8 protein-coding genes are annotated in these 14,063 nt (G+C 62.1%); 1 reads left to right on the forward strand and 7 read right to left on the reverse strand.

The genetic code is table 11. The features are described 5' to 3' along the window. Window positions 1-22 precede the first annotated feature (22 nt). Window positions 23-1,249, forward strand: a complete 1,227-nt coding sequence (locus VF716_RS15470) for an MFS transporter (RefSeq protein ID WP_049326262.1) — start codon at window positions 23-25, stop codon at window positions 1,247-1,249. A 58-nt stretch (window positions 1,250-1,307) separates the two neighbouring features. On the opposite strand, the gene hemE is transcribed toward VF716_RS15470, so the two are convergent. From hemE to pilQ, 7 genes are all read right to left on the reverse strand, one after another. After that, a complete protein-coding gene (hemE, locus tag VF716_RS15475; protein ID WP_440552789.1) occupies window positions 1,308-2,372 on the reverse strand; it encodes a uroporphyrinogen decarboxylase in 1,065 nt (354 codons plus the stop codon). Between the two features lie 139 nt (window positions 2,373-2,511). After that, a complete protein-coding gene (locus tag VF716_RS15480) occupies window positions 2,512-3,930 on the reverse strand; it encodes an FAD-dependent oxidoreductase (RefSeq protein ID WP_020307768.1) in 1,419 nt (472 codons plus the stop codon). 107 nt (window positions 3,931-4,037) lie between these two features. Next, on the reverse strand, window positions 4,038-8,486 hold the full coding sequence (gene gltB / locus VF716_RS15485) for a glutamate synthase large subunit (RefSeq protein ID WP_440552790.1): 4,449 nt from the start codon (window positions 8,484-8,486) through the stop codon (window positions 4,038-4,040). 173 nt (window positions 8,487-8,659) lie between these two features. Beyond that, on the reverse strand, window positions 8,660-10,255 hold the full coding sequence (locus VF716_RS15490) for an AAA family ATPase (RefSeq protein WP_440552791.1): 1,596 nt from the start codon (window positions 10,253-10,255) through the stop codon (window positions 8,660-8,662). A gap of 10 nt (window positions 10,256-10,265) precedes the next feature. Next, a complete protein-coding gene (gene aroB, locus VF716_RS15495; protein WP_440552792.1) occupies window positions 10,266-11,369 on the reverse strand; it encodes a 3-dehydroquinate synthase in 1,104 nt (367 codons plus the stop codon). A 23-nt stretch (window positions 11,370-11,392) separates the two neighbouring features. Further along, window positions 11,393-11,938, reverse strand: a complete 546-nt coding sequence (gene aroK, locus VF716_RS15500; RefSeq protein WP_041755271.1) for a shikimate kinase AroK — start codon at window positions 11,936-11,938, stop codon at window positions 11,393-11,395. Window positions 11,939-11,944: 6 nt separating this feature from the next. Continuing rightward, complete coding sequence (gene pilQ / locus VF716_RS15505) at window positions 11,945-14,044, reverse strand: type IV pilus secretin PilQ (protein WP_041755270.1); 2,100 nt, start codon at window positions 14,042-14,044, stop codon at window positions 11,945-11,947. Window positions 14,045-14,063 lie beyond the last annotated feature (19 nt).

Genomic DNA, 14,063 nt, shown 5'->3' on the forward strand with positions numbered 1-14,063 from the left:
CGCCAGCGACGCGTCAGCAGAGATACCGGCGCCTGGCGCGCCCATCAGCCATACAGAGAAAGGCACCCCGCGCTTCACGCGCACCGCCCTGGCGCTGTTCGCCGGCGGCTTCGCCACCTTCGCCCTGCTCTACTGCGTGCAGCCGATGATGCCCATGCTGTCGCAGGCATTCGGCATCAACGCAGCGCAGAGCAGCTTGATCCTTTCGCTCTCGACGCTGACCCTGGCCGTCGGCCTGCTGATCACCGGGCCGATCTCCGATGCCATCGGCCGCAAGCAGGTGCTGGTCGCCTCCCTGCTCGCTGCCGCGGTGTTCACCGTCGGTAGTGCGCTGGCGCCCAGCTGGCATGGCGTTCTGCTGATGCGCGCACTGGTCGGCCTGGCGCTCAGCGGCGTGGCTGCAGTGGCCATGACCTACCTGAGCGAGGAGATCCATCCCCACCATCTGGGCCTGGCAATGGGGCTGTACATCGGCGGCAACGCCATCGGCGGCATGAGCGGACGCTTGCTGAGCGGCGTGCTGGTGGACTACCTGTCCTGGCATAGCGTGCTGGGACTGATGGGCGGGCTGGCGCTGCTGGCGGCCCTGCTGCTCTGGCGCTTTCTACCGGAATCGCGGCACTTCCGTCCGCGACCGCTGCGCCCGCAGGGATTGCTGCAGGGCTACCGCCTGCACTTCCGCGATGCCGGCCTGCCCTGGCTGTTCCTGCAGGGCTTTCTGCTGATGGGCAGCTTCGTCACGCTGTACAACTACATCGGCTATCGGCTGATTGCCGAGCCGTTCCACCTCAGCCAGACCATGATCGGTCTGCTGGCGGTGCTCTACCTGTCGGGCATCTACAGCTCGGCTCAAGTCGGCGCACTGGCCGATCGCTTCGGCCGGCGCCGGGTGTTCTGGCTGGTGATCGCCCTGATGCTGGCGGGCGTGGGCCTGACCCTGTTCGACCGGCTGCCGCTGGTGCTGCTGGGCATGCTGCTGTTCACCTTCGGTTTCTTCGGCGCCCACTCGGTCGCCAGCAGCTGGATTGGCCGCCGCGCCCGGCAGGCGCGCGGCCAGGCCTCCTCGCTCTATCTGTTCAGTTACTACCTGGGCTCGAGCATCGCCGGCACGCTGGGTGGGGTCTTCTGGCACGCCGCCGGCTGGGATGGCGTCGGCCTGTTCATCGCCTCGCTGCTGCTGATCGCCTTCGCCGTGGCGCTGCACCTGGCGCGCCTGCGTCCGCTGCCGGAGCCGCAGACGGCACACTGAACCCGCAATGCAAAACGCCCCGCTGATGCGGGGCGTTTCGTTTCGAGCCGTTGAAAAATCAGGCGTGGTATTGCGCGGACAGTTCGTGCACCGACTCGATGAAGGCGCCGGCATGGGCTGGATCGACTTCCGGCGTGATGCCGTGGCCCAGGTTGAACACGTGGCCATTGCCATGACCGAAGCTCGCCAGGATACGCGCGACCTCGGCGCGGATGGCGTCGGGCTTGGCATAGAGCACGCTCGGGTCCATGTTGCCCTGCAGCGCCACCTTGTCGCCGACGCGGCGGCGCGCCTCGCCGATGTCGCAGGTCCAGTCCAGCCCCAGCGCTTCGGCACCGGCGTCGGCCATGGACTCCAGCCACAGCCCGCCACCCTTGGTGAACAGGATCACCGGCACGCGGCGGCCGTCATGTTCGCGGATCAGACCGTCTACGATTTTGCGCATATAGGCCAGGGAGAACTCCTGATAGGCCGCGGCCGACAGGCTGCCACCCCAGGAATCGAAGATCTGCACCGCCTGGGCGCCGGCCAGGATCTGGCCGTTGAGGTAGCTGGTAACCGACTGGGCCAGCTTGTCCAGCAAGGCGTGCATTGCCTGCGGGTTTTCGTAGAGCATCGCCTTGGATTTGCGGAAGTCCTTCGAGGAGCCGCCTTCGACCATGTAGGTCGCCAGGGTCCAAGGGCTTCCGGAGAAACCGATCAGCGGTACGCGGCCGTTGAGTTCGCGGCGAATGGTACGCACCGCGTCCATCACGTAGCCCAGATCCTTCTCCAGATCGGGAATCGGTAGCGCCTCGATGTCCGCCGCACTGCTCACCACCTTCTTGAAGCGCGGACCTTCACCGGTCTCGAAGTACAAGCCGAGCCCCATGGCGTCCGGCACGGTGAGGATATCGGAGAACAGGATAGCGGCATCCAGCGGATAGCGATCCAGCGGCTGCAGGGTTACCTCGCAGGCGAGCTCCGGATTCATGCACAGGCTCATGAAGTCACCGGCCTTGGCGCGGCTGGCCCGGTATTCGGGCAGATAGCGGCCGGCCTGGCGCATCATCCACACAGGGGTGACGTCGACAGGCTGCTTGAGCAGGGCACGAAGGAAGCGGTCGTTCTTCAAGGCAGTCATGGCAGGGTTCCAGCGAAAAAGTGCCGTGCATTGTCGCAAAGCGGAAAAAAAAAGGCACGGCGAGTGCCGTGCCTTTTACCTTTGGGCTTGATTCAAATCAGGCCGTTCCGAGCCCCTGTCGGCGCTCGATCAACACCGATCAGACGCCGAGGTAGTCCATGATGCCTTCGGCAGCCTGGCGCCCTTCGTAGATCGCGGTCACCACCAGATCGGAGCCGCGAACCATATCGCCGCCGGCGAAGATCTTCGGGTTGCTGGTCTGGTGCTTGAACTGACCCCGCTCCGGGGCGACGACGCGGCCCTGGTTATCCAGTTGGATACCCTGGCCCTCGAACCACGGTGCCGGGCTCGGCCGGAAACCGAAGGCGATGACCACCGCATCGGCAGGCAACACCTGCTCGGAGCCCGGGATCGGCTCGGGGCTGCGGCGGCCACGGGCATCCGGCGCGCCGAGACGGGTCTCGACTACCTTCACACCTTCGACCTTGCCTTCGCCGACGATGGCGATGGGCTGGCGATTGAAGAGGAACTTCACGCCCTCTTCCTTGGCGTTCTTCACTTCACGGCGCGAACCCGGCATGTTTGCCGCATCACGACGATAGGCACAGGTCACGCTCTTGGCGCCCTGGCGGATGGAAGTCCGGTTGCAGTCCATCGCGGTATCACCGCCACCCAGAACCACGACCTTCTTGCCCTTCATGTCGATGAAGTCCTCGGCGGACTTTTCGAAGCCGAGGTTGCGGTTGACGTTGGCGATGAGGAAATCCAGCGCATCGTACACGCCCGGCAGATCCTCGCCAGGGAAGCCGCCCTTCATGTAGGTGTAGGTGCCCATGCCCATGAACACGGCATCGTAGTCAGCCAGCAGCTGATCGATGCTGATGTCCTTGCCCACTTCGGTGTTCAGGCGGAACTCGATGCCCATGCCGCTGAAGATCTCGCGGCGGCGGCTGAGCACGGTCTTTTCCAGCTTGAACTCAGGGATGCCGAAGGTCAGCAGGCCACCAATCTCGGGGTTCTTGTCGAACACCACCGGGGTCACGCCGTTGCGCACGAGGATATCCGCGCAACCGAGGCCCGCCGGGCCGGCACCGATGATGGCGACCTTCTTGCCGGTCGGCTTGACCTTGGACATGTCCGGCCGCCAGCCCATGGCGAAGGCGGTGTCGGCGATGTACTTCTCTACCGAGCCGATGGTCACCGCACCGAAACCGTCATTCAGCGTGCAGGCACCTTCGCAGAGGCGATCCTGTGGGCATACGCGGCCACAGACTTCCGGCAGGGTGTTGGTCTGATGAGCCAGCTCGGCAGCGGCGAGGATGTTGCCCTCGGAAACCAGCTTGAGCCAGTTGGGGATGTAGTTGTGGACCGGGCATTTCCACTCGCAATAAGGGTTGCCGCAGCCCAGGCAGCGATGGGCCTGCTCGCAAGCCTGCTGCGGCTTGAAGGGTTCGTAGATTTCGACGAACTCCTTCTTGCGCTGGCGCAGCAGCTTCTTCTTCGGATCCTTGCGCCCGACCTCGATGAACTGGAAGTCGTTATTCAGACGTTCAGTCATTTCATAACCTCTCAACAGCGGCCGTAGACGATACATACGGCTGCAAGACAATCAGGGTGAGCAGCGGCCCCAGCCAAGGCGGGGCCGCTGCCTGAAGCGGCTTCTTGTTATTGCGGGTTGGCCCGGGTGCTCGACAGCAGCGAGGCCAGGTTGGCCGCCTTGGGCTTGACCAGCCAGAAACGACGCAGATAGTCGTCAAGATTATCCAGCAGTTCTGCCCCCCACTCGCTCGCGGTTTCGGCAACGTACTCGCGCAGCACATCCTGCAGATGGCTGCGATGGGCTTCCATCGCCTCGCCGGTGATGCGCTGCAGGTTGACCAGTTCGTTGTTCACGCGGTCGACGAAGCTGTTGTCCATGTCCAATACATAGGCGAAACCACCGGTCATGCCGGAACCGAAGTTGTGCCCGGTCTTGCCCAGCACACAGACGAAACCGCCGGTCATGTACTCGCAGCAGTGGTCACCGGTACCCTCGACGACCGCATGGGCGCCGGAGTTGCGCACGGCGAAACGCTCACCGGCAGTACCGGCGGCGAACAGCTTGCCACCGGTGGCGCCGTACAGGCAGGTATTGCCGATGATGGCCGAATCCTGCGAACGATAGGCAGCGCCCTGCGGCGGGGTGACCACCAGCTTGCCGCCGGTCATACCCTTGCCGACGTAGTCGTTGGCGTCGCCTTCCAGGTACAGGTTCAGGCCGCCGGCGTTCCAGACCCCGAAGCTCTGCCCTGCCGTGCCCTTGAAGCGGAAGGTAATCGGCGCATCCTTCATGCCCTGGTTGCCATGCTGACGGGCGATCTCGCCGGAGACGCGCGCACCGATGGAACGGTCGCAGTTGCAGATCTCCAGTTCGAACTCGCCGCCGCTCTTGGCGTCGATGGCGCTCTTGGCCAGCTTGACCATCTCCTCGGCCAGCAAGCCCTGGTCGAACGGCGGGTTCTTCTCCACTTCGCAGAACTGCGGCTTGTCGGCCGGGATGTTGCTGCCGCCGAGCAGCGGCGTCAGGTCGAGATTGTTCTGCTTGGCGGTGTCGCCCGGCAGCACTTCGAGCAGATCGGTACGGCCGATCAGCTCGCCGAGGCTGCGCACGCCCAGCTTGGCCAGCCACTCGCGGGTTTCCTCGGCGACGAACTGGAAGAAGTTGACCACCATGTCGACGGTGCCGATGAAGTGATCCTTGCGCAGCTGCTCGTTCTGGGTTGCGACGCCGGTGGCGCAGTTGTTCAGGTGGCAGATGCGCAGGTACTTGCAGCCCAGGGCGATCATCGGCGCGGTCCCGAAGCCGAAGCTTTCGGCGCCAAGGATCGCGGCCTTGATCACGTCCAGGCCAGTCTTCAGGCCACCATCGGTCTGCACCCGGACCTTGCCCCGCAGGTCATTGCCGCGCAGAGTCTGGTGGGTTTCCGCCAGGCCCAGCTCCCACGGCGAACCGGCATAGCGGATCGAGGTCAGCGGCGAGGCACCAGTGCCGCCGTCGTAACCGGAGATGGTGATCAGGTCGGCGTAGGCCTTGGCCACGCCGGCGGCGATGGTGCCCACGCCCGGCTCGGCCACCAGTTTGACGGACACCAGCGCCTGCGGATTGACCTGCTTGAGGTCGAAGATCAGCTGCGCGAGGTCCTCGATGGAATAGATGTCATGGTGCGGCGGCGGGGAGATCAGGGTCACGCCGGGCACGGCGTAACGCAGACGCGCGATCAGGCCATTGACCTTGCCACCGGGCAGCTGGCCGCCTTCACCCGGCTTGGCGCCCTGGGCGACCTTGATCTGCAGCACTTCGGCGTTGACCAGGTATTCCGGGGTCACACCGAAGCGGCCGGTTGCGACCTGCTTGATCTTCGAGCTGCGCTCGGTGCCGTAGCGGGCCGGGTCTTCACCGCCCTCACCGGAGTTCGAACGCGCCCCGATGCGGTTCATCGCCGCGGCGATGGCTTCGTGGGCTTCTGGCGACAGTGCGCCCAAGGAAATACCAGCGGAGTCGAAGCGCTTGAGGATGGCATCCAGCGGCTCGACCTCCTCCAGCGCCAGCGGCTGATCGGCCAGCTTGACCTTGAGCAGGTCACGCAGCATCGCCACCGGGCGCTGATCGACCAGCGCCGTGTACTCCTTGAAGCGGCTGTAGTCACCGCTCTGCACGGCGAGCTGCAGCGCGCTGACCACGTCGGGGTTGTAGGCGTGGTACTCGCCGCCGTAGACGAACTTCAGCAGGCCACCCTGCTGGATCGGCTTGCGGCTGCTCCAGGCTTCGACCGCCAGCGCCTTCTGCTCGGCCTCGAGGTCCTCGAAGCGGGCACCCTTGATGCGACTGGCGACGCCGCGGAAGCTGAGCTCCACGACCTCGTCGGACAGGCCGACGGCTTCGAACAGTTGCGCGCCGCGGTAGGACGCGATGGTCGAGATGCCCATCTTGGAGATGATCTTCATCAGCCCCTTGGAGATGCCCTTGCGATAGTGCTTGAACACTTCGTAGAGATCGCCCAGCACCTCGCCGGTACGGATCAGGTCACCCAGCACTTCGTAGGCGAGGAACGGGTAGACAGCTGTCGCACCGAAACCGATGAGCACTGCGAAATGATGCGGATCGCGAGCGGTGGCGGTTTCCACCAGGATGTTGCAGCTGCAGCGCAGCCCGGTCTCGACCAGGCGGTGGTGTACCGCACCGACCGCCAGCGAAGCATGCACCGGCAGTTTGCCCGGAGCGATGCGGCGATCGCTCAGCACCAGCAGCACCTTGCCCCCGCGCACGGCCTCTTCGGCCTGATCGGCGATGTTGCGGATCGCCGCCTCGAGGCCGGTACCTTCCTCGTAGTTGAGGTCGATGACCAGACGCTCGAAGCCGGGCCGCTCGAGGTTCATGATCGTGCGCCATTTGGCGGGCGAGATCACCGGCGTGGTCAGGATCGCCCGATTGGCGTGTTCGGCGGTTTCCTCGAAGACGTTGCGCTCGGCACCCAGACAGGTTTCCAGCGACATCACGATGGCTTCGCGCAGCGGGTCGATCGGCGGGTTGGTCACCTGGGCGAACTGCTGGCGGAAGTAGTCGTAGGGCGAACGCACGCGGCGCGACAGCACGGCCATGGGCGTGTCGTCGCCCATCGATCCGACCGCTTCCTGGCCCTGTTCGGCCAGCGGGCGCAGCACCTGGTCACGCTCCTCGAAGGTGACCTGGTACATCTTCATGTACTGCTTGAGCTGGTCGGCATCGTAGAAAGCCGAACCGTGATCGTTGTCATCCAGCGTCGACTGGATGCGCAGCGCGTTCTGCCGCAGCCACTTCTTGTAAGGCTGCTGCGCCTTCAGGTGGTTGTCGATGTCATCGGTGTGCAGCACCTTGCCGGTGTGGGTGTCCACCGCGAGGATCTGCCCCGGGCCGACACGACCCTTGGCAAGCACATCTTCCGGCTTGTAATCCCAGACGCCGACTTCGGACGCGAGGGTGATATAGCCGTTCTTGGTGGTTACCCAGCGCGCCGGACGCAGCCCGTTGCGGTCGAGCAGACAAACCGCGTGGCGGCCATCGGTCAGCACCACGCCGGCCGGGCCATCCCAGGGCTCCATGTGCATGGAGTTGAATTCGTAGAAGGCACGCAGGTCGGGGTCCATGGTCTCGACGTTCTGCCAGGCCGGCGGAATGATCATGCGCAGGCCACGGAACAGATCCATTCCTCCGGTGACCAAGAGTTCGAGCATGTTGTCCATGCTCGAGGAGTCAGAACCGGTGCGGTTGATCAGCGGCGACAGGCTTTCGAGATCCGGCAGCAATTCGTTGGCGAACTTCAGGCGGCGCGCCTGGGCCCAGTTGCGGTTACCGGTGATGGTGTTGATTTCGCCGTTGTGCGCAAGAAAGCGGAACGGCTGAGCCAGCCGCCACTGCGGCATGGTGTTGGTGGAGAAACGCTGGTGGAACACGCAGATCGCGGTCGCGAGGCGCTCGTCACCCAGGTCCGGGTAGAACTGGGCCAGGTCGGCCGGCATCATCAGGCCTTTGTAGATGATGTCCTTGTCCGAGAGGCTGCAGACATAGAAGGCGCTGTCGTCGGCCAGTGCGACTTCGGCGCGGCGGCGGGCGAAGAACAGCTTGATGCCGAACTGACGCTCATCGAGCCCGTCGCCGGAAACGAACACCTGTTCAATGCGCGGCAGACGCTCGAGCGCCAGCTGCCCGAGAACGCTGGTGTCCACCGGAACCTCACGCCAGCCAACCAGGGTAAGCCCCTGCGCCTGGATTTCCTCGCTCAGCTGAGCACGAGCGCGATCCGCCTTGCTGGCGTCCTGATCGAGGAAGACCATGCCAACCGCATATTGGGCCGGCAGCTCGGCGTTGAAATGCTCCAGGGCCTTCGCGCGCAGAAAGGCGTCAGGCTTCTGCATCAACAGACCGCAGCCGTCGCCGGTCTTGCCATCGGCGTTGATGCCGCCGCGGTGAGTCATGCATGTCAGGGACTGAATGGCAGTCTTTAGCAGGTGATGGCTTGCCTCGCCCTGCATGTGGGCAATCAGACCGAAGCCGCAGTTATCCTTGAACTCTTCAGGACGAAACAGACCTGCTCTCATAGGCACTCCACCAGCTAAATGCGTTGTAAATCAACCCCTTATTGACGGCGCAGCGACTCACCCCGTCATTCACGTGGGCAAAAGGGGGAGCAGTTTACAAAGCCCGCTAGATCGGCACAATTTATTTTTGCAAGCCCCAAAACAGTGCATTGCGCACTTTTTTGGGGCATTTTTTATCGAGCTGGCGCCAATTCCTGCTGGACGCTGGCGAAACTTCGTACCCATGGCTTGCCGGCCTGGAGCGAAGCGGGCAGCGCCTTCACCGCTGCAACCGCTGCCGCTCGGTTGGCAAAATTGCCGTAGGTGACGACGTAGAGCGGCTTGCCTTCGTGCGTCTTGGTGAAGTAGCGATAGCTGGCGCCATGCTGCTGAACGATCGCTTGAGCATTCTTTTCGACACGTGTCCCGAGGATCTGGACCAGATAGTTGCTGCCCGGCTGACTGGCATACCAAGACCGATTGCCTGAAGCGCTGGGCGCAGCAGTAGGCGCTGGCGTACGCTCAGCGACATTCTGCCGCACCTGCGGCGATGCCGGAGCAGGCGCCTGTGTCGGCGCCGGCGTCGGCACCGTTGCAACAGGCGGAGCAGGCTGGACACGCTCCACCGGTGCAGGTGCAGGTGCAGGTGCAGGTGCAGGTGCAGGTGCAGGTGCAGGTGCAGGTGCAGGTGCAGGAATTGTCGATTCGCGCGCACCGGGAAGCGCAACCTCAGCATCGTCTTCGCCACCTGCAGCGGCAGCGAGCGGCTCTCGAATCACCGGCTGCGCATCACCGCCCAGCGGCAGCGACAACGGCCGTTCCTCAGCATCGAACTCGATCGCGGTTTGCCCGCCCTGCTCAGACGAAGCCGCTGATGAGCCCGCCGGAGCATCGAGCGGCAACTGAGTGGCTTGCGGCGCAACCGACCGCTCACCCTCGCCACCACGCAGAACCAGAAAGCCAATCGCGACCACCACAATCACGGCCAGCGCCGCCAACAGATGTTTCTTCGGCAGCGGCAATGCCATTGCGCTGGACTTCCGCCGTCCGCGACTGCTCTGCATCGCCGCGAGAAGTTCGTCACGCGCCACCTGGTTGATCGCTCCAGGCCAGCCGCCCGACTGATCATGGATACGCGCAATCTGCTCCTCGTTCAGGCACTCGATGCCGCTACCCGCACCTTCGAGCCGCAACGCCAGATACTCGCGCGTCTCATCTTCTTCATAAGGTTGCAAGGCGATGGCGTGATGTCGTTCTTCGCCTTCGCTCAGGGCTTCAAGTCGCCCGGCCAGCGCAGGCTCGCCAAACAGAAAGACGTGCGGGCGCGCTTCAGGTGTCCCCGCAGCCAGACGCAGCAGGGTCTCCACCGCAGCGCCAGTCAGGCGCTCGGCATCATCCACCAACAGATAGACTTCCTGCCCCGTCAGAGCCAGCTGGACTACCTGCGCCATGATGCCATCGAAATCGGCGTCCTGACTGTTGAGTGCCTGAGCGATCTGCGCCAGCAGCGCACTGGCGTCCATGGTGCTCTGCGGAGTGACGACTACGCTCTGCACAGCCTGCTTGTTGCTGCTGGCGACAAGCGCCTGGCGTAGCAACGTTTTGCCGCTGCCTTCCGGCCCGGTCACCAACAACAGCAACTGGCTGTAACGGGCCAGGTGGTGCAGCTGCCCAAGCACCGGCTTGCGCTGAGCGGGAAAGAACTTGAACCCCGGAACACGGGCCGCGAAAGGGTCATGGCTGAAGCCATAGTGAGTCAGAAACGCGTCGTCCGCGGACAAACTGTTCATGGAAATTTTCTTACGCTCCCAAGTGTTCCGTCATAGCACCGTAATCGGCGCTCAAGGTGGTTTCGAGCACGCCGCGAGGGAAGTCGCCTGTGACAACCGCCTCCCCCATCTGCCGAAGCAGCACGAGACGGAGACAACCATCCAGGACCTTCTTGTCCACCGCCATGTGCTCAAGGAAATCTTGCGGCTGCATCTCGGCAGGAGGCACCACCGGCAGCCCGGCTCGCTGCAAAAGCCGGATGGCGCGATCACGATCCGCCTGGCCGATCCAGCCGAGCTGAGAGGACATCTCAAGCGCCATCACGGTTCCCGCCGATACCGCCTCACCATGCAGCCAGACCCCATAACCCATATGGGTCTCTATGGCATGACCAAAGGTATGGCCCAGGTTGAGGGTGGCGCGCACACCCGATTCTCGCTCGTCCGCATTGACCACCTTGGCCTTGGCTGCGCAGGAACGGTGGATCGCCTCGGTCAGCGCCAGGGAATCCAGCGAGCGAATCCGATCGATATTGGCTTCAAGCCAGGTCAGGAAGGGCTCGTCGCAGATCAGCCCATACTTGATGACTTCGGCCAGCCCTGCAGACAGCTCGCGAGACGGCAACGTCGCCAACGTGGCGGTATCGATGACCACTGCACGAGGCTGGTAGAACGCGCCGATCATGTTCTTGCCCAGCGGGTGGTTGATGCCGGTTTTGCCACCAACCGAGGAGTCCACTTGCGAGAGAAGCGTGGTCGGCACCTGGATGAAGTCCACACCACGCTGGTAGCTGGCGGCCGCGAATCCCGCCATGTCGCCGATGACGCCGCCGCCCAACGCCACGACCGTTGTATTGCGATCGTGCCGAGCACCGAGCAGTGCGTCGAAAATAAGCTGAAGCGTCTCCCAATTTTTGTGGCTTTCGCCATCAGGCAGGATTATGGGGGTAACGGAATAGCCGGAAAGCGTGCTCGTCAGACGATCGAGGTACAGTGGCGCAACCGTTTCATTGGTCACGATGGCGACTTGGCGGCCGCGAATCTTGCTTGCAAAAAGATCGCTGCGATCGATCAATCGCTCGCCGATATGAATGGGATAGCTACGCTCGCCGAGATCGACCTGAAGAGTCTGCATGGGGCCCCCAACAATAAAGGGGGCTAGGATAGCGCAGATTCATCCTGGCTTTCACGGGGAGGCAATGAAGCGAGCCTATCGAGAATTTCCATGACCACCAGCCGCGGCGGACGCTCGTCTGTCTCGATGATGATATCCGCAATGGAGCGGTACAGCGGGTCGCGAATAGCCATGAGCGCAGCAAGAACGCTACGGGGATCGCTTGCCTGAAGCAACGGACGATTGCGGTCGCGCGACGTGCGCTCGAGCTGCTGATCGACAGAAGTGCAGAGATAGACGACGCGACCACCGGAGCGAAGTGCCTTGCGATTGTCCTCGCGCAACACCGCGCCCCCACCCGTAGCGAGCACCACCCCGTCCTGCTGACAAAGATCGGCAATCACTGCACGTTCACGCTCGCGAAAACCGGCCTCACCCTCTACATCGAAGATCAGAGGAATGCTGGCGCCGGTCCGCTGCTCGATTTCCTTGTCGGAATCCTTGAACGGCAGACGCAGCTCCTTGGCAAGCAAGCGCCCGATGGTGCTTTTACCAGCTCCCATCGGGCCTATGAGGATGAAGTTGTGCATTAACGGTCAATATGAGCGGCTAGCTTGGATTGACTGATTATTCATGATCCTAGGAGTAATGAACACAAGCAGCTCAGATTTTCGATCTTGCACTAGGTCGCGACGGAAAAGGCGTCCAAGATATGGCAAATCCCCAAGGAATGGCACCTTATCGACCGATTTGCTTTGCGTATTAGAGAAGACTCCGCCGATAACAATCGTCTCGCCATCAGTGACAAGCACTTTCGCGTTCACTTCATTCTTGCGGATAGCCGGCACGCCGGTTGTCGCTGCCTGTGAAAAATCCGGCTCATCCTTTGTGACCTTTACTTCCATGATGATTCGGTTATCCGGCGTAATCTGCGGCGTCACCTCTAGCGAAAGCGCAGCCTCTTTAAAGGATGTGCTAGTTGCCCCACTGGAACTAGCTTCCTGATAGGGAACTTCCGAGCCTTTGAGAATTTTTGCAGTTTCCTTATCGGCAGTAACCACTTTAGGCTGAGAAACCACCTCGCCATTTCCCGTCTTCTCCATCGCCGAAAGCTGGAGGTCAAGGATCGCGTTATCCGTTACAAATCCGAGTCCAATGCCAGAAGTAGAACCGACAGCCCCCATATCTACAAACGGCGTATTCATAGGCCATGTAATCTGTTGGCCGCCGTCTTCACCATCCTCAATATCCAGATTGCCGTTCTTTCCCCAAGCGCTCCATTTGTTGCCAGCTCCAAGATTTCCCCCCCAGCGAACGCCGAGACTCTTGTCGTAGTCAACGTTCGCCTCGACGATCCGCGCTTCGATCATGACCTGCCGCACCGGGATATCGAGCTGAGCAACAATACGACGCAACTCATCTAGCCGCTCTTGCGTTTGATAAGCGATGATGTTGTTAGTACGGTCGTCCACCGCAATCGATCCACGCTCTTCCGCCACGCCGCCATTGTTCGTCACCGACTGAAACAGGCGGGCAATGTCCGCAGCCTTGGCATAGTTGACCTGCACAACCTCGCGACGCAACGGTGCAAGCTCGGCAATTTGGCGCTGCGACTCAAGCTCTTGGCGTTCACGTGCCGCGATTTCATCAGCGGGCGCAACGAGCAGTACGTTACCGACTTGCCGCTTATCCAGCCCTTTGGTTTTCAAAACGAGGTCGAGTGCTTGGTCCCAAGGCACGTTCTGCAAACGAAGGGTGATGTTGCCACTGACGGTATCGCTGGCAACCAAGTTCAGGTCAGTAAAATCAGCGATCAACTGGAGTACGGAACGAACATCAATATCTTGGAAGTTCAGCGACAGCTTTTCACCGGAATAGGCAAAACGGTCTGTCTTGCGCTTATCGGCCTCTTCTTCTGTAAGGGGCTTTACGCTGATGGTCAGCTTGTTGTCTGTCTGGTAGGCGAGATAATCGTATCGCCCAGTAGGCTCGATGGCGATACTGGCACCGCCTGCCTGAGCGGTCGAGTCGACAAACTTCACCGGCGTAGCGAAATCCTGGACGTCAAGCCGAACACGCAGCGCTTCAGGCAGCTCCGCCTTGGCGAACACAACGCGGATCTTTCCTCCCTGCTCTTCGATAGTCGAACCTACCGACGGATCGGACAGTGTGATTACCACGTTTCCGGCACCATCTTCACCGCGGCGAAAATCGATATTGTCGATCGCCTTGCCGGCCGCCATCGGCTTTACCGGAGCAGGCTTGGCAATCGGAGCAGTGACCGCGGCGGATGCAGCCGCAGGGCTGGTCGTCCCCGAGCCCTCTCCCAGCACGACAAACAGATTGTTCCCATCCACTCGAGTGGAATACGGAACAAGCGCGGTCAGATTGACGATGAGCCGGGTGCGCCCTTGAGCCTCGACGACCGTTACGCTGCGCGCATTACCAACGCCTAGCTCTCGGTTTTTAGCCCCCAGGTTGTTGGATACACCTGGAAGATCCAGGGCAATGCGCGCGGGCTGATCCAGCGTGTAGCCACGAGGTGACGCGACAGGCTCGTCAAATGCCAGTTTCAACTCAACCCGATCGCCCGGCAAAGCAGCCACATCCAAAGCGTTGAGATTGGCCGCCAGCAGTGCTGGCGAAATAAATACCGCCAGCAGGGATACGCCCAGACGGGAAAGGGTAGTGTTCATAAGTTGCTTCCGTTGTGCA

The sequence above is a fragment of the Stutzerimonas sp. Brlt_14 genome (assembly GCF_051948915.1).
In the GTDB taxonomy this organism is placed as follows: Bacteria; Pseudomonadota; Gammaproteobacteria; order Pseudomonadales; family Pseudomonadaceae; genus Stutzerimonas; species Stutzerimonas stutzeri.